Source organism: Novosphingobium sp. PASSN1 (assembly GCF_002278815.1).
Genome location: NZ_NKIS01000006.1, coordinates 19,033 through 41,382 on the forward strand (window position 1 = coordinate 19,033; position 22,350 = coordinate 41,382).

Below are 22,350 nucleotides of genomic sequence, written 5' to 3' on the forward strand. Positions count from 1 at the left end.
CCCAATACTAACAAATGATACGGTTAGGGCAAGTACGCTCCGCCTGACCCAAGAAAAAGGGGCGGCCATCGCTGACCGCCCCTTTCTCCCTCATGGCTTGATGCGTGAGCGCGAGCTTCAGAACTTCTTCTGCACCGTCAGCGCCCACTCGCGCGGACGGCCCACGGTCGAATACGACGTGCCGGCAAAGGCATAGAGCGCCGCGAAGCGCAGCGGCTGGACGTAGTATTTGTCGAACAGGTTCTGCACCTCGAGCGAAACCGAAAGGTCGTCCTTGCCGTTCTTCCAGGTCAGGCGCGCATTGGCGATGGCTCGTGACGGGTTAAAATCGAGCACCGGGCTGCCAGCGAGGCGGCCCTGCGTCTGCTTGCCGATATAGGCGACGTCGAAGCGCGGCGTGACAGAACCGTTCTCTCCGCCAAGTTCGGCGCGGTACTGGATGCCGAAGCTGCCGCGCCACTTGGGCGTGGTGATCGGGTCACCAATCTTGATTCCGGCATTGGGGTTGGTTGCCGGCCCCAGCTTGGTCGGATCGAGCCGCGTCCACTTGCCGTCGATCCAGCTGAGCGAAGCGTCGATGTCGAACCCTTCGACCGGATGGGCTGTAATCTCGAGCTCGGCGCCGTACATGTGCCCGTCGCCCGCGTTGCCGATGGCAGCGCAAGGGAACGGATCCTTGCCCGGAGCAAACCCGTCGAGCGTGGCGCAGTCCGCCAGCGGCAGCTGGATATTCTTGTAGTCGTTGTAGAAGCCCGCGAGGTTGAGACGCAGTCGGCGGTCGAGCAGGTCGGTCTTGAGGCCGCCTTCGAAGGCCGTCAGCGTTTCCGGATTGAACGTACCGTTCACGGCCTGGTTCTTGGTGAACGGACGCGCGGTGACGCCGCCGCCCTTGAAGCCGGTGCTGACCGTCGCATAGGCCAGAACTTCGGGGCTGAAGCGGTAGTCAGCCGAAATGCGCCAGTCGACACGGTGGCCATCATAATTGGCAACGCTGCCATCGAGTGCACCCACGCCGAAGATGTCCTTGAGCACACCGCCATCCCACTGCGTGCGCGAGAAGGTGTAGTCCTTGTGCTCCTTGGTATAGCGCACGCCGGCCGTCACGGTCAGCGCCGGGGCCGGGTGCAGGATGACCGTTCCGAACGCCGCCTTGCTGTTCGCCTTGATCGGGTCGTTGCCCTGGAACTGCAGGAACAGCGACGGCACACCGATCGGCACGATGTAGCGAATGTCCTGACGCGTGAAGTAGACCGACTTCTGGTCGTTGTAGAAGCCGCCAACGGTCCACTCGGCAAAGTTGCCGATCTTGCCGTTGAGCCGCAGTTCCTGGCTGAAGAAGCGGAAGGTCAGGTCGTTGAAACCTGCACCGGCAACCAGCGGCGCAGGGCTGTAATCGTCGTCGGTGCCGAAGATCTCATGATACTTGCGGTAGGCGGTGATTGCCTGCAGCTTGACCGAATCCGAAAGACCCAGCGTCAGATTGCTTGAGACCCCCCAGCCGGTGAACTTGGTTGTATTGGGCGAGTAGTAGGCCTGACCAGCTTGCCCGCCCGCAGGCATATAATAGCTCGCGTACGTGCAAAAGCGGCCGCAAGTGAAGTCAACACCGCCGGTCTTGGCAGGATCCGAAGCGGTAATCACACCGGCAGCATTGGTGCGATTCTCGTAGGAATAGTCACCCGTAACGATCCAGTCGATCTTATCATTGGGATTGTATCGCAACGAAGCGCGCACGCCGGAGTAATTTTTCTCACCCAGCTTGCCGACAACACAGTTCGCCGGGGTCGACGCGTTGCCGGTGATACCCAGCTTGTTGCCGGGATTGGCGCAGCCGTAGTCGACCTGATCGACGTAGCCGTCCTGCTTCTTGAAGACGCCGGCGACGCGCGCATAGAGCCCTTCGCCCAGCTTGAAGTTTGCGCTGCCGCGCAAATCGAGCCGCTGGCGCGAACCGTAGGCGACCTCGACCGTGCCGCTGTCCTCGGCGGTCGGCTTGGCGGAAAACAGCTTGATCGCGCCGCCGATCGAGTTGCGGCCTGTCAGCGTACCCTGCGGACCGCGCAGCACTTCAACCCGGTCAAGGTCGAGCAGATCGAGCACCGAACCGGTCAGCGTGGCGTAGTAGACATCATCGACATAGAGGCCAACGCCCGGCTCATAAGCCGGGTTGAAATCGTACTGGCCGATGCCGCGGATATAGACCGCCATCGACGAGCCGAAGGCACCGCCCTGCGGGGTCAGCTGCACGTTGGGCGCCTGCGCCGCGATCTGCGAGATATCGGTCTGGTTGCGCGAGGCGAGCAGACTGGCATCGATCGCCGTGATCGAAAGCGGTGTATCCTGCAGCTTCTGCGAACGGAACTGCGCCGTAACGACGATTTCCTTGATGCCGCCAGTATCGGCTGCAGCGTCGTCAGCAGCCTGCGCGCTCTGCGGGGCTGCTTGCGCGAGCGCCGGAGCTGCCTGACCAAGCGCGAGCGCGAGGACGCTGCCCGCAGCAAGCAAGCGCAGTGATTGCGTGGATGTCTTCGCCATGGGTAAACCCCTCTCCTTGAATTAGCCCTCTGCGGGGGCCGTTCTACCGTTTGTTAGTAAGGCATACTAATTTGCCGTTGGCAAGTCCCTCTTGCCCCTCTTGCCCAACACGCGCTCCGCCGCGATAAGCGCAACGATGGCCACCAAGACTGCCGACGAGACCACCACCCAAACCGCCCCGGCCCGCCCTGATCTCGATCTGGGCGAGGATGCCGCGCTGCTCGTCGACCTGCTCAAGCTCGCCACGTTCATCGCGCGGCCGATGCGCGAAGGCGTCGCCGAACCGCTGGGGCTCTCGGCCAATGACCTCAAGATCATCCTTGCGCTGGGCGGCGAAGGCGAACTCGCCGGGCACGAACTTTCCGAAATCATGGGCCTGCCGCCCATGAACGTAAGCCGCGCCATCGCCGCCCTCACCGCGCGCGGGTTGGTCGAACCGGGCGAAGATGCCTCCAACCGCCGCCGCAAGCCGGTGCGCCTGACGGCGGAGGGCACCGCGCTGTTTCAGCAGACGATCCCGGCAATGGCGACCGTGGGGGGCAAGCTTTTCGCCGATTTCACGCCGGACGAGCGGGCAGTGTTTCACAGCGCGGCGCAGGCGATTCTGGCGCGGATGACAGGCGGAGATTAGCGCTTAACTGCTGGGGCCCGGCACGTGATGATGGAGACCCGGCCGAGCTTCTGCATCGAACCTTCACGCCAAGCGCGGGACTCAAAGAAAAGCCAAGCCCCGTGTCAAGCACGGGGCGACGAGGGGTTAGTTTGAGGTTTTCGCGTTAAAAAACCAACCGTCGCCCCGTGCTTGACACGGGGCTTGGCTTCTTGCCGCAAACACCGCCCCCGCCGCACGGGCGCGACATCGGCCCCCCCCCTACTTGTCCTTCAACGCCGCAAACGCCTCCAGCCGGAACGCTTCCGCCAGCACCGGATGGGCAAAGCTCATCGGCACTTCCTGCCGGTGCGGCCAGGTCGGGCGGTAGTTCTCTTGCGGAAGGATCACGTCCGGGCCGAGGGGGTTTTCCGGATAGCACACCACGGCCGGCTGCAGGTGCGAGACGGTGTGCGCCCAGCCGGTCTCGTAATCGCCCTGCCACTGCATCAGGTAGTTCAGCCGCTTGATCTTCCACACGCCATTTTCGCGCACGTAGTCGTTTTCATAGATGCCCGATTCCCAGAATTGCTGCGGGACGTGCTCGGGCTTGTTCGCCACCACTTCGTCGTGCCAGCCGCCCGCAAGGATGCCCCGGAAACGGCCCTTGGCGGTCTGGCGGTCGGGCGCGATGGTGATCACGTCCTGCAGCTGGAAATGGTCGAGCAGGAAGCCGTGGATCGGCCCGCGCTTGCCATCGGTGAACATGTTCTGGAACCACGTGCCATAGAGCCGCATCACGCCCGCATGGCCGCGATATTCTCCCGATAGGAACACCACCGCGCCGTCTTCGGCAAACAGGCCGGCCACTTCCTCGGGCCGGTTGTAATCGATGTAATAGCCATAGGCCATTTGCAGGCGGCGGATCGCATTGATGTCTTCCAGCTCGCCCACGCGGTTTTCGAGGGCAGCAAGACGCGCTTCCATATCAGACATTTACCCGGCTCCCGTTCGATCCTGCCTTGCAGGAATTGTAAGGCAGGCTAACAACACGCGAAACGATTGGCAATCGCCTCTGCTGCGGCCATGCTGCGGCCAAGGGGAGAAAAAAATGGATTCGAAGGGAGAGCCGACCACAAAGCCGGCCGTACAGCCGACCACTGCGGATATCCGCACGGTTATCGCGGCCTCGGCGGCAGGCACGGCGTTCGAGTGGTACGATTTCTACATCTACGGCACGCTCGCCCCGCTGTTCGGCAAGCTGTTCTTTCCCGGCTCCAGCCCGGCAGCGGGCTTCCTCCTTGCGCTCGCCACCTTCGGCGTCGGCTTTGCTGCGCGGCCTTTCGGCGCAGCGATCTTCGGCACGTTCGGAGACCGGTTCGGCCGCAAGGTCACCTTCCTTGTCACCATCACTCTCATGGGCCTTGCCACCACCGCCATCGGCCTGCTCGGCACGTATGCGCAGTGGGGCATCGCCGCGCCCATTTGCCTCGTGCTGCTGCGCACGTTGCAGGGCCTTGCCGTGGGCGGCGAATATGGCGGCGCGGTGATCTATGTGGCGGAACATGCGCCCCTCAAGAAGCGCGGGTTCTACACCGGCTGGATCCAGATCGGCGCTTCGGCGGGCTTTTCGCTCAGCCTCCTCGTCGTCCTCGCCACTGAAACCCTGGTGGGTGAGGAAGCGTGGCTGGCGTGGGGCTGGCGCATTCCCTTCATCTCCAGCCTCGTGCTGCTGGCCATCTCGGTGTGGATGCGCCTCAAGCTTTCCGAGAGCCCGGTGTTCGCCGCGATGCAGAAGGCGGGCGAACTGGCGCGCACCCCGCTGCGCGAGGCCTATGCCACGCCCAAGCAGCTGCGCCGCCTGTTTGCCGCCACCTTCGGCGGCGCTGTCGGCCAATCGATCTGCGGCTATATCGGCATGATCCAGCTGCTCAATTTCATGCAGGTGTCGATCCATATGGACCCGGTGCTGGTGCGCGTGCTGCTGATCGGGATGCTGGGCGTGCTGGCCTTCACCAATGTCCTTGCGGGCTGGCTTTCAGACCATGTGGGCCGCAAGCCGGTGGTGCTGGCGGGCTATCTGATGATGCTGGTGGTGCTGTTCCCCGGCTTCACGCTGATTGCCGATCAGGCCAACCCCGCCCTTGCCCGCGCCGCGAAAGAGCAGCCCGTTGTCGTCTCCGGCGCAGACTGCACCTACAACCCGTTCGCGCAGCACGGGCAGGCCAGCGCCTGCGGCAAAGTCCTCGATACCCTCACCCGCGCGGGCGTGCCTTATGCCAAGCAGGATGCGCCCGCCGGATCGCCGCCCGTAGTCACCATCGGCGGCCAGCCAGCTGCGCTGGACGATCTGCAGGCCGCGCTCAAGGCTGCGGGATACACCACCGATCCTGTCACTCCGCCGCTGGGAAATCTGGTGGTCATCGTGATCGCGATGGTCGTGGTCGCCCTGCCCGGCATCCTCACCTATGGCCCGATGGGCGCATGGCTGTGCGAACAGTTCCCGGCGCGCACCCGCTATTCCTCGCTCGCCACGTCCTACAACTTCGGCGTCGGCATCTTCGCCGGGTTCATGCCGTTCATCGTGCAGGCCATCGTGGCGACAACGGGCAGCGTGATGGCGGGCTTCTGGTATCCCTTCGGCATGGTCGTGCTGGCCAGCATCGTAGCCGTGTTCGGCCTGCCCGAAACGGCAGGCAAACGTCTGAGAGAGAGCGAAACGGCATGAGTTTCAGCAATTCGGTTTTTAAGGGACAAGTCGCGGTCGTCACCGGCGGCGTCACCGGTATCGGACTCGGCGTGGCGCAAGCCTTCAGCGATGCGGGGCTGCGCCTTGCGCTCACCTATCGCAACGAAGACCACCGCGCGCAGACAGCCGCATGGTTCGCCGCCAAGGGCCGCGAGGAACCGCTGTTCCTCAAGCTCGACGTGACCGACCGCGCCGCCTTTGCCGCTGCCGCCGCTGAGGTGGAGGCGCATTTCGGCGCGGTCCACGTGCTGGTCAACAACGCAGGCGTCAGCGTATTCGGCCCCACCGACGAGGCAAGCTACGACGATTTCGACTGGATCATGGGCGTCAACTTCGGCGGCGTGGTCAATGGCATCGTCAGCTTCATGCCCCGCATCAAGGCCGCGACTGGCCGCCGCCATGTCGTCAACGTCGCCAGCATGGCCGCGTTCCTGCCGGGTCCGCAGGCGGGGATCTACACCGCCAGCAAATTCGCCGTGCGCGGGCTGACGGAATCGCTGCGCTACAATCTGGCGCCGCACGGCGTGGGCTGCTCGCTGTGCTGCCCCGCGCTCACCCGCACCAATGCGTGGGATTCGGCGCTAAAACGCCCTGCCGAGTTCGGGGAAAGCGGCTTTGCGCCCGTGGAGCGCAGCGAGCTCGAACAGTTCGGCACCGCCTTCGAAGCGGGCATGGACCCATATGAAGTGGGCACCAAGATCCTGCGCGGCATGGAGCGCGGCGACGGCCTGATCCTCACCCACCCCGAATTCGCCGAAGACTTCCGCGAGATCTACGAAACCAGCCTCGCTGCGCTGCCGGACGAGGAAGCCCCGCCCGAGCGCCTCGCCATCGAAAACCTGCGCCGCGCCGCGATGGCCGCAGCGCAGGCCGGAACGGTCATCGGTCTGGGTGACCTGACCTGAGAGGCGCTTGCGCAGTGCACGCCGCGCGGTACTCTCCCTGCAAAGCGAAAGGCCCAGCCCCATGTGTGACGAACTGACCGAAGCCGAAAATGCCGCATGGCTCAGCCGCCGCCAGTTCGGTGCGGCAGGTGCAGGCGCTGCGATCCTCGCCTCGTTGCCCGGCTGCAGCACCGCGCAGGAGACCGCAGGCGTGAAGGGCCGCGCCGTGACGGTCACGACGCCTGATGGCAAAGTCGATGCATGGTTCTATGCGCCGGAAACCGGCAAGCACCCCGCCGTGATCATGTGGCCCGATATCGCGGGTCTGCGCGAAGCCTACAAGACGATGGCCTCGCGCCTCGCCTCATCCGGCTTCGCCGTGCTCGTGGTCAATCACTACTACCGCGGCGCGGTTGCCCCGGTGCTCGATTCGCTCGTCGCATGGCGCACGCCGGAAGGGCAGGCAAAGCTCAAGCCGCTGATCGCCGGGATCACGCCTGCGGGCACGATGAGCGATGCCCGCGCCTTCGTGGCTTGGCTCGATCCCCAGCCCGAAGTCGATACCGCGAAGAAGATCGGCACCTGCGGCTATTGCATGGGCGGGCCCTACACCGTGCGCACAGCTGCGGCGGTCCCGGCGCGCGTCGGCGCGGCAGCCTCGTTCCACGGCGCGGGCCTTGTCGGCGAAGGACCCGACAGCCCGGTCAACTTGCTAGCGAAAACCAGTGCGGCCTTCCTCATTGCCATCGCGCAAAACGACGATGCCAGCACGCCGGATGACAAGACCGCCCTCATCGCTGCCGCAAAGGCTGCGGGCCGCCCCGCAGAAGTCGAAGTCTACCCCGCCCAGCACGGCTGGTGCACCATCGACGCGCCGATCTACGACAAGGTGCAGGCCGAAAAAGCATGGGGAAGGATGCTCGCGCTTTACGCGGCCAATCTCTGAAGCTGCGGATTGCGGCAACGAGGCCACACTTGCTGGTACTTTTGGGTCGTACTGGCGGCAGGCCTCTTCCAATTACGCTTGGGAAGCCTAACGCAAGTTAGTGTTCTACGACCGCGCGACGGGTGCGGAGGGGACAGGCAGGACCCGTCCGCCCATGCGCCTGTGGAAGTTGTCCTACACCAGCGTTGCCGTCGCGGCCCATGACGAGGCCTTGCGGCAGGTGCACGAAATCTGCGCCAGCTCCGTGGATCGTAACGCGCGGGTCGGCATTTCCAGCATCGTCACGGTGCATCGCGGCCGGTTCGCGCAAGTGCTCGAAGGCCCCGAAGATGCCGTGCGCACCGTGCTCCGCCGCATCATGGGCGATTCGCGTCATCACAGCCTGGTGGTGCTGGCCGATGTACCGATCGTCGCGCGCCGCTATGACAGCTGGTCGATGGCCTACCGCGATCCCAAGGCCTTCATTGCTGACCAGATCGACGATATCCTCCAGCAGACCGCGGACGTTGCGCGCGCGATGAAGACGACCCGGCATTAACGGCTAGGCGCTGCGCAGCATCTCCGCGTTATCCTCGATCATCTGCCGCACTGAACGCGCCGGGCGCCCCGTCAGGCGCTCGACATCATCGCTGCACACCTCAAGGAACCCCTCGCGGATGGCCTGTCCGAAGGTCACCATGTCGTCGCTGTTCCATGGGATGCCCGCCACGCTCTGATCGTCCACCGGGCGGCGCGGGATGCCCAGCGCATCGAACATCGCGTATTGCTCATTGTCGGTGGTCGAAACGTAGGCGACAGGCCGCCCCGTCACTTCGGCCATGATCGCCGCCACTTCGCGGAAGGTCTGCAATTGCGGCCCGGTCACGTTGTAGACGCGGCCTTCATGTCCCTCGCCCAGCAGCACGGCGGCGGCGCAGGCGATGCAGTCCTCGCGCCACACCATCGCCTCCAGCCCCTCGCCGGCATTGCTCACCCACTGGCCGCTCTGCATCACTTGCGGGCCGGCCATCAGGATCATCGCATCGGCATAGTGCGCATCGCGCAGCATGGTCCACGCCATGCCCGAAGCGCGGATCAGGCGCTCGGTCTCGATATGATCGTGGCGCACTTCCGCCGGGTTTGCCGGATCGTCTATCCCGATGAAGCTGGTGTAGGCGATATGCCGCACGCCTGCCGCCGCCGCCGCATCGATCGCTGCCTTGTGCTGCACCACCCGCGCGCCGACGCGCGTGCCGGAAATGAGCAGCATCTTTTCACCGCCCCGCACCGCGTCCGCCAGAGTCTCGGGCTTGTCGAAATCACCGTAGCGCACGGTGCAGCCTTGCGCGGCGCGGTCCGCCAGCTTGTCCGGGCTGCGCGTGATCAGGATCAGGTCCGCAGCGCGGCCTGCTTCGATCAGCAAGTCAGTCAGCCCCCGGCCATAATTGCCCGAAGCCCCGGTGATGACGATTCGGCTCATGCAGCGGCATCCAGTTCGGCCTGCGGCACCCACCAGCCATGCACTTGCGGGCGCAGCCGCAGCGGGATCGTCACTTTGGCCACCGGGCCTGCCGCGATGTTCCCGGCATCGATCACCCACGCCTGATGGACGAAGGTGTTGTCGCCGGTCTGCTGGTCCACGATCGTCACCAGCCAGCCTTCATGCGCCGGATCGGCGGCAGGCACATGTACCGGCTCGTTAAACCCGGCCATCGGCGGCAACGCCAAGGCTTGCGGAGGCGCGCCGCGCATATCCAGCCGCAGCAGCAGATTGAACATCGCGCCCACCGGCCCGCCGAGCAGCGGCGGCCCCTGAAGCTCGGGGTTCATCGTCAGCATCCAGCCATGCGTATAGGGCCGTCCCTGACGCGCCGCCGGGATCACCGGGAAATCGCCCGGAGGCCCGATCACCGTTTCCTTGACCTCAAGATCAGGGGCCTTGGCATCCGCCTTGGGATCGACCGTCCACCGCGTCAGCGCGCCCTGCACTTCCCATGGCTGGAGATGGATGCCCGAAGGTTCGCGGATGAAGGCAAAGGCATTGGTCGAATTGAGGCAGGCATCGAAGTGGAGCAGCCCGTCCGCATCCTCCCACGCGTTCATCATGTGATAGGAATGGACGCCCTTCGGCCCCTTGAACCAGCGGATCTCCGAAACGTCGCCATAGCGCGGCATCACCCCGAGCCAGGAATCCAGTTCGGGCTCGTGGTGCCAGTGCTCGCCGCCCGCCTTCAGCCGCTCAAGGTCTGACGTGGTCGGATAGATCGGAAACAGCGCGTAGTTCTCGGAAATCGTGAAATCGTGCATCATCGCGCAGTAGGGCGCATCGAACCACTGCTCGCTCTTCAGCGCGCCGTCCGGCCCGACCACGCAATAGGAAACCTTGGTCGAGGCCAGCCCGTCGGCCTCGTAGCCATAGAAGAACAGCTCCTTCGTGGCCGGATCGATCCGCACATGCGCGGTCATCGTCTCGGACTTGAGCGCCCCGCCGAAGTCATAGGAGCCCAGCGTTTCCAGCGTCTTGGGATCGACGCGGTACGGCCGCCCGTCCTCCTTTGCCATCAGCATCCGGCCTGCGTGCCAGACAGGGGTGGTGTTCGCCACGGTGCGGTCGATCCCCTGCACATCGGCATCATCAGTGAACGGATTGCGATACTTGCCGAAGCGCGCGTGCCCCGCGTCCTTCTCCGCCAGATAGCGTGCGGTTTCCACGAAGCGGATCGCGAAGTCCGCCGTCCCGTCCGCGTTGAACGAAAGGCGGCTCACCATCCCGTCGCCCGAAAGCGTGTGGTCGTTCTCGAACTTGGGCGGAAATGCAGGGTCGGGCACCGCGCGGTAGAAGCTGCCCTGCACTTCGGGCGGTAGCGTGCCTTCCACGGTCAGGCCGGTCAGCCTCGCCTCCTGGCCCACCGGTTCATTGAGCCCGGTGAAATACATCGTCTGCGGAAACGCGCCCATCAGCCTCATCCCATTCTATCAATTGTTAGAATAGGTCTATCACGGCCCGTCCGGATTTCAAGCCGTCTCTCTCTGATGATATTGCACCAAACTCTCTTCCCGTCGCCCCGTGCTTGACACGGGGCCGGGCTGTTATTTTGGCGGCGCGCCGAAAAAGAAAAGCCAAGGCCCGGATCAAGTCCGGGCCGACGGATCTATCTGAAGCGAGCGTCCGCTGCGCCCAAGCAAAAAGGCCGCCCCACAGAAGTGGAGCGGCCCTTTGCAAAGCCGTCAGCTCAAGGCGCGGATCAGAACGTGCGCTTGATCGTCAGGGCCCAGGTACGCGGCAGGCCGGGGTTGGCCGTGATCGCGCCCAGCGAGCTCTTCACGTCTTCGATGGTGTTGTAATAGTACTTGTTGAACACGTTCTGGACTTCGCCCGAAAGCTGCCAGGCCTTGTCCGGGCTGGTGTAGGTCAGCTTCGCGTTGCCCAGGAAGCGGGCATCGACGCGGTTGTCCGGGCCGTTGAAAGCTTCGGTGAAGATCTTCGACTGGTAGGTGCCGTCAAAGCGGAAGCTGATCATGCCGGCCTTGAGCGCGTAGTCATACTGAGCGCCAAAGCTCCAGTTCCATTTCGGGGTATACGGCGTGACGTTGGACAGCGGCACATTGGTCGTGCCGGTGTCCTTGTACTTGAAGTGCAGGTAGCTGAGCGAACCATCCAGCGTGAAACCCTCGACCGGACGGATCGTGGTTTCAGCCTCAAGACCCCAGACATCTGCCTTGCCGACGTTGGCCGGCATCAGGCACGGCGAGAAGCCATGGCAGCGCGTCAGCGTCAGAATGATGTTGTCGTACTTGTTGTAGAACGCCGATGCGTTGAAACGGACCTTGCGATCGAACAGGTCGGTCTTGATACCCGCTTCATACGTCCGCAGCGTTTCCGGCTTGAACGAGGTGATCTGGTTGCAAGGCGCGCCGAACGGCAGCACGTTGCAATCGCCCGCCGAAGGACCGAAGAACGGACGCGGGTTCACGCCGCCGCCCTTGTAGCCCGTGGCTACCGATGCATAAGCGAAGACTTCCGGGCTGAACCGGTAGTCGGTCTCCACGCGCCAGTCGGTGCGCTGCCCCTTGAACTGGCCGGTCACGTTGTAGAGGCCGATCAGCAGGCAGTTGGGCGAATTGCCGACGCCCGTCGGGCCCGCGGTGGGCGCGCCGAGGAAGAACTCGCACGGCAGCGGCCCGGGCACTGTCCCGTCCGGGTTCGAACGGAAGTAGGTGTAGTCCTTCTTGTCCCACGTGTGGCGGATCCCGCCGGTGATCCCCCACGCATCGGTGAGGTGGAACGTACCGTTGAAGAACAGTGCCTTCGAAGTCGAAGGCGTGCTGTCCGGCCCGTGGATGAAGTCGATGCCCGCGTAGTTCAGGTCGACGCGTGCGTTGTAGGTGCCGTTCTGGTCGAAGTAGAACCCGCCCAGCGTGTACTCGATGCGCTTGTCCATGAAGCTGCCGTTGAGGCGCACTTCCTGGCTCCACGCGCGGTGGCGCAGGATGTTGTCCAGCTGCGCGACCGGCACGGGCGAGCCGTCCTGATCGAAGCCGAAGCTCATCTTGTAGCGGCGGAACGAAGAGATCCACACCGCGCTGAGGTTTTCGGCCAGCTTCGCGGTCACGTTCCCGGTGACGCCCCAGCCATCATAGTTCTGCGCATTGGTGGCAGAATAGGGCTTGAACGGTGCCTGCGTGGTCGGCGTGCGCGCATCGAGGAAGTTGGCGTAGTTGATGAAGCGCGGATCATAACCGGCCGGGGTAGCCGAGCCGCTCTGCTGGAAGCGCGTGCTGTAGGGAACGAATTCGCTGCTCAATGGCACGGCTTTGCCGTCCTTGCCCTTCAGCCAAGGGATACCGTCCGGGGTCGTTGCCGGGCTGCCGCCATAAAGCAGCACCTGCGCACCGGCATCGTTGCGCTCGCGGGTATAGTCGCCCGCGATATTCACTTCGATATCGGGCGAGGCTTCCCAGCGCAGCGCCAAGCGCCCGGCCGAGAACGAACGTCCACCCAGCGTGCCGCGCTCGATGCCGTTGCCCTGGTTGGTGTTCGCCGGGACATTCGAATTGGGGTGCGAAAGGCCGTAGTCGAGCAGCTTCACATAGCCGTCGGTGTTCTTGGTCGCCCCGGAAAGCCGCGCAGAAAGGTGATCGGTGATCTTGAAGTCCGCCACGCCGCGCACGTCGATGCGGTTGTAGGAACCGTACGTCGCCTGCAGATAGCCGCCGCCTTCACCGTTGGGCTTCTTGCTGAACAGCTTGATCGCGCCGCCGATCGAGTTGCGACCCGCGAGCGTGCCCTGCGGACCACGCAGCACTTCGACGCGCTCCAGATCCATCAGATCGAGCAGCGAGCTCGACAGCGTCGGGATGTAGACGTCATCGACATAGATGCCGACGCCCGGCTCCAGCGCGTAGTTGAAGTCAGTCTGGCCGATGCCGCGGATGAACGCGATCAGGCCGATACCGCCGCTCTGCGGCTGGGCGCGCAGAACCACGTTCGGTGCCTGCGCGGCAATCTGCGAAATATCGGTCTGCCCGCGTGCCTCGAGGATTGCCGCGTTCACGGCCGTGATCGCCAGCGGCGTATCCTGCAGCTTCTGCGAGCGGAACTGCGCGGTTACGACGATTTCCTGCGTCGTGACGTTGTTGGCGGGTTCACCCGCTGCCTGCGGCGCGGCTTCCTGCGCGAAGGCAGGCACGCAAATCACTGCGGCGGTAATCCCGAAAAGGCGCGCTACGCGCTTTGCGGCGCTCAATCTGGCCATTGTAACCCTCCCTGTGTCGACGATCTGCTCGTTCGATCAGGTATGAGCCATAACAATTCCGTTTCCAGACGCAATACTGTTGTGAATTCGGCGCAACATGTTGCTGAAGTGTTGCGTCAGTGCCACCACCACGCGGTCGCGCGCATCTCGATGCTCACGCGCGGCGGCGCATTGGCCGGGCAATCGGGCAGATCGAACGCCACGTGCGGCACGTGGGTAGCCCGCGCCGGATCGCTGTCATGGGTCTTGAACAGGATCGTCTCGTCCGGCCCGAGATCGAGGAACGCATGCCAGCGGTGCGCCGCATTGTGCGCCACCACCAGCCCTTCGAACGACCATTCGGGCTTGCCCGGCTCGTCGAACACCGCATCCGCCGCGACCAGGTCCGCCGCCGCCAGCGAACGCGCATCGCACAGCGCCAGCGGCACATCCTGCGGCGCAGGCGATAGCGCGCGCCACACGTTGTAGTGCGCGCAGCGGGCAAACGCGCGCCCCTGCGCCCCGGCTTCGCCAAACCGCGCCGCCGTCGCTGCCGAGATATCGATATGCGCAAAGCGAGCCGGCATCGAATTGTTGAGGCTTCCCGCCAGCCCGGACGCTTCCGAAAACCGCAGCAGTCCCGGCGCGCCAACATGGACGAAGTCCGCACCCGTCTCGGCCTGCACAAGTTCCTCGATCTCGCGCATGTGGACGCGCGCCACTTCCTCGCGGTCACGGAAATCGCGCACCGCGCTAGTGTGCGCAACGAGCTGGAACCCCTCGCGATCAATCCCGCAATCCGCCGCTCGGCCATCGCGCACTGGCATCAAGACCGGCGCAATATCCACCTCATCGCGCTCGTGCGCATTCGCGTAATAGCGCGGGCGGGCAAACTTGCGCCCCGAATAGGCAATCCAAGCCTCCACCCGCGCCTCCTCTTGTCAGCCGTTAAGCTGCTTCTCCAGATCACCCAGCACGCGGTAGCAATCGAGCACTTTGCCCACCGACGAATTGGGCTCGCGCCCTTCGCGGATTGCCGCAATGAACTCGCGGTCCTGCAGCTCGATCCCGTTCATGGAAACGTCGACCTTGGAAACGTCGATCTGCTCTTCCTTGCCGGTGAACAGGTCATCATACCGCGCCAGGTAAGTCCCGGTGTCGCCGATATACCGGAAATAGGTGCCCAGCGGCCCGTCGTTGTTGAACGAGAGCGAGAGCGTGCAGATCGCGCCCGTCTCGCTCAGCAGCTGGATCGACATGTCCATCGCGATGCCGAGCTCGGGATGCATCGGCCCCTGCAGCGCATTGGCTTTCACGATCCGGCCCGCCTGATAGGCAAACAGGTCCACCGTGTGCGCCGCGTGGTGCCACAGCAGGTGGTCGGTCCACGAACGCGCCTCGCCCTTGGCGTTGATGTTGCGGCGGCGGAAGAAGTAGGTCTGCACGTCCATCTGCTGGACGGTGAACTCGCCCGCCGTGATCTTGTTGTGCACGTACTGGTGGCTCGGATTGAACCGCCGCGTGTGGCCGACCATGCAGGTCAGGCCGGTCGCTTGGCTCTTCGCCAGCACCGCCTCGCTGTCCGCCCAGCTGTCCGCCAGCGGGATTTCCACCTGCACGTGCTTGCCCGCATCCATGCAGGCAATGGCCTGCGCGGCATGCATCTGCGTCGGCGTGCAGAGGATCACCGCATCGACGTCATCGCGCGCCAGCGCATCCTCAAGCTCGGTCGAGCTATGCTTCGCGCCATACTTGGCGGCGACCGCAGCCGCCTGTTCGGCAGTGCGGCTGATAATCGAGACGATTTCCACGCCTTCGATCTTCTTCAGGCCATCAAGGTGCTTCTCACCAAAAGCGCCGGCACCGGCCAAAGCAATTCTCATGTCACTGGCTCCAGAACGATATGGCCGATGGCCGTGTTGCTGCACGGGATGTGGTAATGGCGGTGCAAGGTCTTCACCTTCTTGCCCAGCGCGCCGCGCATGATCAGCCACATCACCATTTCGATGCCTTCGCTGCCGGTCTCGCGCAGGTATTCGATATGCGGAATCCACCGCGCCGCGTCGCTGTCGCTTTCCAGCATGTCGAGGAACTTGTTGTCCCACTCGCGGTTGAGCAGCCCGGCGCGGGGGCCTTGCAGCTGGTGGCTCATGCCGCCCGTGCCCCAGATCTGCACGTTCAGATCTTCCGGGAAGCTCGCGACGGCGCGGGCAATCGCCTCACCCAGCGCCCAGCAGCGGTTGCCCGAGGGCACCGGGTACGTCACGACGTTCACCGCCAGCGGCACGACCTTGCACGGCCACTTCTCCGGCTGCCCGAACATCATCGAAAGCGGCACGGTCAGCCCGTGATCCACATCCATCTCGTTGATGATCGTCATGTCGAAATCGTCGAGGATCAGGCTCTGCGCGATATGCCAGGCAAGGTCCGCATGACCTTCCACATCGGGCACCGGACGCGGGCCCCAGCCCTCGTCGGCAGACTTGTAGTGCTCACCGCAACCGATCGCGAAAGTCGGCACGATCTTCATGTCGAAGGCGCTGGCGTGGTCGTTGTAGACCAGCACGATCACATCCGGCTTCTCGGCCTTTTCCCATTCGCGGGTCCAGTCATACCCGGCAAAGATCGGGCCGAAGTAATCGTCCCGCGTCTTGCCCTGATCGACAGCGACGCCCAGCAACGGCACGTGGCTCGAGCCCACGCCAGCAGTCAAACGCGCCATCTCAGTAGCCTCCCTTAATGGAGCGATTGCCGATGGGCGAACGGCCACCCTTCAGCATCATGTCCCGGTATTCCGGGAAGGTCATGTCGGTCATCGTGCTCACCGCCTCTGCAAAGCTGAGGCCATCGGTGGAGAACAGCTTCGAGAGGAAATAGACATTCCCGCCAAGGTCCAGCAGCGTGTTGTAATCGCGCTTGAGCAGCGCCGCCTTGGCTTCTTCGGAGATCGGCCATTCATCGAGATAGGCGCGCTCGTCCGCCTTGAACCGCTCGCGGTTGTCGCCCTTCATCAGGCTCATCGCGAACTGGTTGATGTGATACCCCTTGCGGGCGCGCGCCGCCGTGTAGACTCGCGTGCCGGGGATATCCTCCAGCTCCGCCAGATAGGCGTGAATGTCCGTCGCAGGTTTAGCCGTTTCCGTCACTTGCCCATCTCCCTGAGCTTGGCATCAAGACGCGGATAGACGCGCCGGGCATTGCCCTCGAAGATCGCTTGGCGCGCTTCGTCCGTGATATCGAGCGCATCGACATAACGCTTGGTGTCGTCGAAATAGTGCCCGGTCGTCGGATCGATCCCGCGCACCGCGCCGACCATTTCGCTGCCGAACAGGATGTTCTTGGTTTCAATCACATCGGCCAGCAGGTTCACGCCCGGCTGGTGATAGACGCAAGTATCGAAGAACACGTTGTTCATCAGGTGCCCCGAAAGATCGGGCTTCTTGAGCATGTCCGCGAGGCCCCGGTAGCGCCCCCAGTGATAGGGCACCGCGCCGCCGCCATGCGGTATGATGAAACGCAGCGTCGGGAACTTGCTGAAAAGGTCGCCTTCCAGCAGCTGCATGAACGCGATGGTATCGGCGGCGATGTAGTAAGCCCCGGTCGCGTGCTGCGCCGGATTGCACGATCCCGAAACGTGGATCATCGCCGGAACGTCCAGTTCCACCATCTTCTCGTAGAGCGGGAACCAGTAGGGATCGGTCAGCGGCGGATGCGTGAAGTGCCCGCCGCCCGGATCGGGATTGAGGTTGCAGCCGATGAAGCCCAGCTGCGTCACGCAGCGTTCCAGCTCGGCAATCGAGCTGGTCAGGTCCGCTTCCGGGGACTGCGGCAGCATGCACACGCCCGCAAAGGTTTCGGGGTACAGCCCCACCACCCGCGCGATCAGGTTGTTGCACGCCTGCGCCCACGGCACCGCGACCGACTGGTCCCCCACATGCGGCGCCATCGCGCTGGCGCGAGGGGAGAAGATCGTCATGTCCGCCCCGCGCTCCTTGATGAGGCGCAATTGGTTCGCCTCGATCGTCGCGCGGATCTCGTCGTCGGAGATGTCCGGATAAGGCGGGCACGGCGTTCCCGCCTTGAACGCCGCTTTCTGTGCCTCGCGCCACTCGTCGTGCGCGCGTGGCAGCACGGTGTAGTGGCCGTGGCAGTCGATGATCATCGTCATTGCGCGGCTTCCTTCTCTATCGAAAACAGATCGGCCCTGCCGGCCATTTCACGCTGGCGCTTGACGGTGCCGCTGGTCATCACCGGCTCCACGCCAAGCGCGCCGAGCGTCTTGGCGCTTTCCTCCATCTCGGCCGCGCGCCGTGCCCCGTGCGTCGTCATGCGCTCCAGATTGTAGGCCGCGCGCGCGGTCCAGCTTTGCGCCTTTTCGCTGGCATCAAGCGAGGCGAGCACTTCGTCGGTCACGCCCGCCGCGTCTGCCGCCAGCATCATCTCCGCGGTCAACGCCTCGACACCCTTGACCATCACCGAACGGATCATCTTGATCGCGCTGGCACGGCCAACTTCGCTGCCCACCACGCGCACATTGGCAAAGCCCGCGCTGCGCAAGGCCTCAGCCGCCTCGTCCGCCGCGCCGCCCGAAACGAGCAGCGGCACGTTCATCCGCGCCGGATTGACCGGAGCCAGCACCGCCACATCGACATAGCGTCCGCCCGCCGCCTCGATGGCCACAGCCGCCGCACGCTTCGTATCGGGCGCGACCGAATTCATGTCGCACCACAGCGCGCCCGGTTTCAGCATCCCCGCATAATCCTTCGCCGCCGCCAGCGCGGCATCCGCCGTCACCAGCGAGAGCACCAGATCGGCATCGGAAAGGGCGCATTCGGCGGTGGCACAGACGAGCACCCCTGCCGCCTCCATCGCACCCCGCCGCGCAGGCAGCACGTCATAGGCTGCGGCCCCGGCTTCCCAGCCAGCCGCTGCGGCAAAAGTCGATCCGGCCTCACCAAAGCCGATCAGGGCGATTATGCTCTCCATGCGCGCTCTCCTGCGACCGCCGCCGCAAGCGGACAAATGCAATTCGCACGCCGCCCATAAGATTATGCGAACCCTGCGCCCGCCACTTCGCGCAGCAGCGCCACGAATGCCGCCTGCGGAGCCGTCGGTCGCCACCCCTCGCGCGTGGTGATGCCGATGCGCCGCAGCACTGGCGCAGGCGTCGGCAAAGTCGCCAGCACGCCCGCTTCCAGCTCCACCGCCAGTTGCGCCGGACTCAGGAGCGTCAGTGCGTCCGAACCCAGCAGCAATTGCCGCACCGTCAGCACCGATCCGCATTCGATCCCCACGTCCGGCGGTTCGGCCCCGGCGCTGCGCATCATCGCCTCCCAGTAACGCCGCAGCGGCGTATCGCGCGCGGGCAAGATCCACGGAAAGCCCGCCAGTTGCGCCCCCATCGGCTTTTCCGACTGCAGCAGCGGATGACCGCTGCGCATCACGAGTTGCGGCCGGTCCTCGAACACCGGTTCTTGCGCCAAGTCCTCCAGCAGCGCGCCGTCCCGCAGCGCGCCCAGCATCAGGTCGATCTCGCCATCGCGCAGTGGCCCCGCCAGTTCGGCATGGCTGCCTTCCACCACGGCAATCGCCACGCCGGGATGGAGGCCATGAAAGCGCAGGATCGTCTCGGGCAACCAGCGTGCGCGGCTGAGCGGCATGGCCCCCACCACGATCCGCCCCGCCGCCTTGCCCTGCCACGCCGCCACTTCGGCCAGCCCTGCGCGCAATTCCGCCATCGCCAGGCCAAACCCGCGCGCGCGCCGCTCGCCTTGCGGGGTCAGCAGGATGGATCGCCCACGCTTGTCCACCAGCCGCTGCCCCAAGGCCACTGCCAGATCGGCCACCGCGCGGTGGAGCGAGGCCGCCGAAAGCCCCGTCGCCTCCGCCGCCCCGGCATAGGAACCAGCCCGCGCCAGCGCCAGAAACGCGCGGAGCTGCGTGCCCGTCACGCGCGGGCTTCCCACATGCGCAATCGCCGCCTCCGCGCGCGGCGCGAGCAGCCGCGCAGGCTCGGTCGGCGTCATCCCGCTCGCCCCGCGTTCAAACAGCGCGCAGCCCAGCTCCGCCTCCAGCCGCGCGATGGCCTGCGTGAGCGCGGGCTGGGTGAGGTTCACCGCGCGCGCCGCGCGCGTCACGCTGCCGTGGCGCACGGTGGCGGCAAAGGCGGCGAAGTGGCGGATATTGTAGGCAGGCTCAGTCACCCAATACCTTTAGCATTTCCTTATGCCCCGCGCCAAACATTGCATTGGCCCGCCGCGCGCGCCGCGCCGATGGGAGAGGCGCAAAGATTTCTACGGGAGAAGCCCATGTCCGGTATCGTCGTCCAGCACATCGAACGCGCCGATCCGGCGGTGATCGATGGCCTCGCCGCCTGCGGTGTCGCCACGGTCCACGAAGCGCAAGGCCGCACCGGCCTCCTCGCCAGCTACATGCGCCCGATCTATCGCGGCGCGCGCGTGGCAGGTAGCGCGGTCACCATCAGCGCGCCTCCGGGCGACAACTGGATGATCCACGTCGCTATCGAACAGCTGCAAGCGGGCGATATCATGCTCCTCGCCCCGACCAGCCCGTGCGAGGACGGCTATTTCGGCGATCTCCTTGCCACTTCGGCCATCGCGCGCGGCTGCCGCGGCCTGGTGATCGACGCAGGCGTGCGCGATGTGCGTGACCTGACGGAAATGAACTTCCCCGTCTGGTCCAAGGCGATCTACGCGCAGGGCACGGTCAAGAACACGCTCGGCAGCGTCAACGTCCCCGTCGTCTGCGCCAACCAGTTCGTGAACCCCGGCGATGTGATCGTGGCGGATGACGACGGCGTCTGCGTAGTCCCCCGCGCCAACGCCGAAATGGTGCTCAAAGCCGCGCAGGCCCGCGAAGCCAACGAGGCCGAAAAGCGCGATAAACTCGCCGCAGGCGTCCTCGGCCTGGATATGTACAAGATGCGCGAACGGCTCGAAAAAGAAGGCCTCAAGTATGTCTGAGGGCATACGCTGCATGTGGATGCGCGGCGGCACATCCAAGGGCGGCTACTTCCTCAAGGACGACCTGCCCGCCGATACCGCCGCGCGCGACACCTTCCTCCTCGCGATGATGGGCAGCCCCGATCCTGTCCAGATCGACGGCATGGGTGGCGCCGATCCGCTCACGAGCAAGGTCGCGGTAGTCGCCAAGTCCAGCCGCGAAGGCATCGACGTCGACTACCTGTTCCTGCAGGTCTTCGTCGATCAGGCCATCGTGACGGACGCGCAGAACTGCGGCAATATCCTCGCGGGCGTTGGCCCTTTCGCCATCGAGCGCGGCCTTGTCGCCGCGACCGGTGATGAAACCCGCGTCGCGATCTACATGGAAAACACCGGCCAAGTCGCCGTCGCCACCGTCTGCACCCCCGGCGGAACAGTCACCTACGCAGGCGAAGCCAAGATCGACGGCGTCCCTGGCAGCCACGCGCCCGTCCCGCTGGAGTTTCGCGATACCGCCGGTTCCTCCTGCGGTGCGCTCCTGCCCACCGGCAATGCGGTCGATGTCGTGAACGGCGTGCCCGTCACGCTCATCGACAACGGCATGCCCTGCGTCGTCATGAAGGCCGAAGACGTCGGCGTGACCGGCTACGAAGACCGCGACTGGCTTGATAACGCGACCGAGCTTAAGGCCCGGATCGAAGCCATCCGCCTCGCTGTCGGCGAACGCATGAACCTCGGCGACGTGACTGCAAAGTCCGTTCCCAAAATGATGCTCGTCGCCCCGCCGAAGAACGGCGGCGCGGTCACCGTGCGCAGCTTCATCCCCCACCGCGCGCATGCCACCATCGGCGTGCTCGGCGCGGTCAGCGTCGCCACCGCGTGCCTGATCCCCGGCTCACCCGCCGCCGAAGTCGCGCAGATCCCCGAGGGCAGCCGCAAGCTCCTCTCGGTCGAGCACCCCACTGGCGAAATGAGCTGCGTCCTCGAAACCGACGAAACCGGCGCGGTTCGCACCGCCGCCCTCCTGCGCACTGCGCGCAAGCTGATGGATGGAGTTGTTTATGGTTGATCGCATCACCAGCTGGCACGCCGCGCCGTCGAAGCCCCGCTACACCCCGCCCCCCGGCGCGGTCGATGCGCATTGCCATGTCTTCGGCCCGATGGCGCAGTTCCCCTTCAGCGCGAAGGCCAAGTACCTCCCCGAAGACGCCGGTCCGGACAAGCTGTTTGCCCTGCGCGATCACCTCGGCTTTGCGCGCAATGTCATCGTGCAAGCCAGCTGCCACGGCACGGACAACGCCGCCACGCTTGACGCCATCGCCAAGTCAAACGGCCTCGCAAGAGGCGTCGCCGTCGTCGACCCCGCCATCTCCGAAGCCGATCTACAAGCCCTCCACGCAGGCGGCGTTCGCGGCATCCGCTTCAATTTCCTCAAGCGCCTTGTGGACGATGCACCCAAGGACAAGTTCCTCGAAGTCGCGCAGCGCCTGCCCAAGGGCTGGCACGTGGTGATCTATTTCGAGGCCGATATCCTCGAAGAACTCCGCCCCTTCATGGACGCCATCCCTGTCCCCCTCGTGATCGACCACATGGGCCGCCCCGATGTGCGCCAAGGGCCGGACGGGCCAGACATGCGCGCCTTCCGCGCCCTGCTCGATGCGCGCGAGGATATCTGGTTCAAGGCCACCTGCCCGGACCGGCTCGACGCGATCAAGGAAGGCGGCGCAGGCGATCCGTGGGACGCTTTCGCCCTTGCCGTAGCCCCGCTGGTGGCGGATTATCCGGACCGCTGCCTTTGGGGCACCGATTGGCCGCACCCCAACATGGAAACCGAGATTCCGGACGACGGCCACCTCGTCGACATGATCCCGCGCATCGCGCCGACCGAGGAACTGCAGCGCAAACTCCTCGTCGACAACCCGATGCGGCTCTACTGGACGGACTGATCCCGCCCACCCTGCCCCAGACCCT

The 22,350-nt window shown here is 64.8% G+C and carries 20 protein-coding genes; 8 read left to right on the forward strand and 12 right to left on the reverse strand.

Annotation, left to right across the window (positions count from 1 at the left end; genetic code table 11):
* Nucleotides 1–117 precede the first annotated feature (117 nt).
* On the reverse strand, nucleotides 118–2,535 hold the full coding sequence (locus tag CFE35_RS11120; RefSeq protein ID WP_292930673.1) for a TonB-dependent receptor: 2,418 nt from the start codon (nucleotides 2,533–2,535) through the stop codon (nucleotides 118–120).
* A 136-nt stretch (nucleotides 2,536–2,671) separates the two neighbouring features.
* On the opposite strand from CFE35_RS11120, the gene CFE35_RS11125 reads away from it, so the two are divergent.
* Nucleotides 2,672–3,166 carry a MarR family transcriptional regulator gene (locus CFE35_RS11125; protein WP_292930674.1) on the forward strand — a complete coding sequence of 165 codons (495 nt, stop codon included), beginning with the start codon at nucleotides 2,672–2,674 and terminating at the stop codon, nucleotides 3,164–3,166.
* A 240-nt stretch (nucleotides 3,167–3,406) separates the two neighbouring features.
* Here the strand turns inward: CFE35_RS11125 and CFE35_RS11130 are convergent, their stop codons facing one another.
* The gene (locus CFE35_RS11130; RefSeq protein WP_292930675.1) at nucleotides 3,407–4,120 is read right to left on the reverse strand and encodes a nuclear transport factor 2 family protein; all 714 of its coding nucleotides are present in this window, start codon (nucleotides 4,118–4,120) and stop codon (nucleotides 3,407–3,409) included.
* 115 nt (nucleotides 4,121–4,235) lie between these two features.
* Between CFE35_RS11130 and CFE35_RS11135 the strand changes: the two genes are divergently transcribed.
* The 4 genes from CFE35_RS11135 (at nucleotide 4,236) to CFE35_RS11150 (ending at nucleotide 8,241) form a co-directional block, all read left to right on the forward strand.
* On the forward strand, nucleotides 4,236–5,852 hold the full coding sequence (locus CFE35_RS11135) for an MFS transporter (RefSeq protein WP_292930676.1): 1,617 nt from the start codon (nucleotides 4,236–4,238) through the stop codon (nucleotides 5,850–5,852).
* On the forward strand, nucleotides 5,849–6,778 hold the full coding sequence (locus tag CFE35_RS11140) for an SDR family oxidoreductase (protein ID WP_292930677.1): 930 nt from the start codon (nucleotides 5,849–5,851) through the stop codon (nucleotides 6,776–6,778). Before CFE35_RS11135 ends, CFE35_RS11140 begins: the two co-directional genes overlap by 4 nt.
* Nucleotides 6,779–6,839: 61 nt before the next feature.
* The gene (locus CFE35_RS11145) at nucleotides 6,840–7,703 is read left to right on the forward strand and encodes a dienelactone hydrolase family protein (RefSeq protein ID WP_292930678.1); all 864 of its coding nucleotides are present in this window, start codon (nucleotides 6,840–6,842) and stop codon (nucleotides 7,701–7,703) included.
* Between the two features lie 154 nt (nucleotides 7,704–7,857).
* Complete coding sequence (locus CFE35_RS11150) at nucleotides 7,858–8,241, forward strand: BLUF domain-containing protein (RefSeq protein ID WP_292930679.1); 384 nt, start codon at nucleotides 7,858–7,860, stop codon at nucleotides 8,239–8,241.
* A 3-nt stretch (nucleotides 8,242–8,244) separates the two neighbouring features.
* Here the strand turns inward: CFE35_RS11150 and CFE35_RS11155 are convergent, their stop codons facing one another.
* The 10 genes from CFE35_RS11155 to CFE35_RS11200 form a co-directional block, all read right to left on the reverse strand.
* On the reverse strand, nucleotides 8,245–9,162 hold the full coding sequence (locus tag CFE35_RS11155) for an SDR family oxidoreductase (protein ID WP_292930680.1): 918 nt from the start codon (nucleotides 9,160–9,162) through the stop codon (nucleotides 8,245–8,247).
* Nucleotides 9,159–10,640 (reverse strand): carotenoid oxygenase family protein, encoded by a 1,482-nt coding sequence (locus tag CFE35_RS11160; protein WP_292930681.1) that lies wholly within the window; start codon nucleotides 10,638–10,640, stop codon nucleotides 9,159–9,161. Before CFE35_RS11160 ends, CFE35_RS11155 begins: the two co-directional genes overlap by 4 nt.
* A gap of 287 nt (nucleotides 10,641–10,927) precedes the next feature.
* Nucleotides 10,928–13,438: a TonB-dependent receptor gene (locus CFE35_RS11165; protein WP_292930682.1), complete on the reverse strand. Its 2,511-nt coding sequence runs from the start codon at nucleotides 13,436–13,438 to the stop codon at nucleotides 10,928–10,930.
* 116 nt (nucleotides 13,439–13,554) lie between these two features.
* Nucleotides 13,555–14,343, reverse strand: a complete 789-nt coding sequence (locus tag CFE35_RS11170; protein WP_292930683.1) for a CmcJ/NvfI family oxidoreductase — start codon at nucleotides 14,341–14,343, stop codon at nucleotides 13,555–13,557.
* Nucleotides 14,344–14,358: 15 nt separating this feature from the next.
* Entirely contained in the window at nucleotides 14,359–15,300 is a 942-nt protein-coding gene (locus CFE35_RS11175) for a Gfo/Idh/MocA family oxidoreductase (protein ID WP_292930684.1), read from the reverse strand.
* Complete coding sequence (locus CFE35_RS11180; RefSeq protein WP_292930685.1) at nucleotides 15,297–16,139, reverse strand: class III extradiol dioxygenase subunit beta; 843 nt, start codon at nucleotides 16,137–16,139, stop codon at nucleotides 15,297–15,299. The genes CFE35_RS11175 and CFE35_RS11180 overlap by 4 nt, the downstream gene beginning before the upstream one ends.
* 1 nt (nucleotide 16,140) lies before the next feature.
* Nucleotides 16,141–16,563, reverse strand: a complete 423-nt coding sequence (gene ligA / locus CFE35_RS11185) for a protocatechuate 4,5-dioxygenase subunit alpha (protein WP_292930686.1) — start codon at nucleotides 16,561–16,563, stop codon at nucleotides 16,141–16,143.
* Nucleotides 16,560–17,585, reverse strand: coding sequence for an amidohydrolase family protein (locus CFE35_RS11190; RefSeq protein ID WP_292930687.1), 1,026 nt, complete (start codon nucleotides 17,583–17,585; stop codon nucleotides 16,560–16,562). Before CFE35_RS11190 ends, ligA begins: the two co-directional genes overlap by 4 nt.
* Nucleotides 17,582–18,403: an NAD(P)-dependent oxidoreductase gene (locus tag CFE35_RS11195; RefSeq protein ID WP_292930688.1), complete on the reverse strand. Its 822-nt coding sequence runs from the start codon at nucleotides 18,401–18,403 to the stop codon at nucleotides 17,582–17,584. Before CFE35_RS11195 ends, CFE35_RS11190 begins: the two co-directional genes overlap by 4 nt.
* Nucleotides 18,404–18,465: 62 nt before the next feature.
* Nucleotides 18,466–19,620: a LysR family transcriptional regulator gene (locus CFE35_RS11200; RefSeq protein ID WP_292930689.1), complete on the reverse strand. Its 1,155-nt coding sequence runs from the start codon at nucleotides 19,618–19,620 to the stop codon at nucleotides 18,466–18,468.
* A gap of 105 nt (nucleotides 19,621–19,725) precedes the next feature.
* Here CFE35_RS11200 and ligK point away from each other — a divergent pair, with 105 nt between their 5' ends.
* Genes ligK through CFE35_RS11215 form a run of 3 tightly spaced genes read left to right on the forward strand, consistent with a single transcriptional unit; the run spans nucleotide 19,726 to nucleotide 22,325 of the window.
* Nucleotides 19,726–20,400, forward strand: a complete 675-nt coding sequence (gene ligK, locus CFE35_RS11205; RefSeq protein ID WP_292930690.1) for a 4-carboxy-4-hydroxy-2-oxoadipate aldolase/oxaloacetate decarboxylase — start codon at nucleotides 19,726–19,728, stop codon at nucleotides 20,398–20,400.
* Nucleotides 20,393–21,448, forward strand: coding sequence for a 4-oxalomesaconate tautomerase (locus CFE35_RS11210; RefSeq protein ID WP_292930691.1), 1,056 nt, complete (start codon nucleotides 20,393–20,395; stop codon nucleotides 21,446–21,448). Before ligK ends, CFE35_RS11210 begins: the two co-directional genes overlap by 8 nt.
* Nucleotides 21,441–22,325, forward strand: a complete 885-nt coding sequence (locus CFE35_RS11215; protein ID WP_292930692.1) for an amidohydrolase family protein — start codon at nucleotides 21,441–21,443, stop codon at nucleotides 22,323–22,325. The genes CFE35_RS11210 and CFE35_RS11215 overlap by 8 nt, the downstream gene beginning before the upstream one ends.
* Nucleotides 22,326–22,350: the final 25 nt, after the last annotated feature.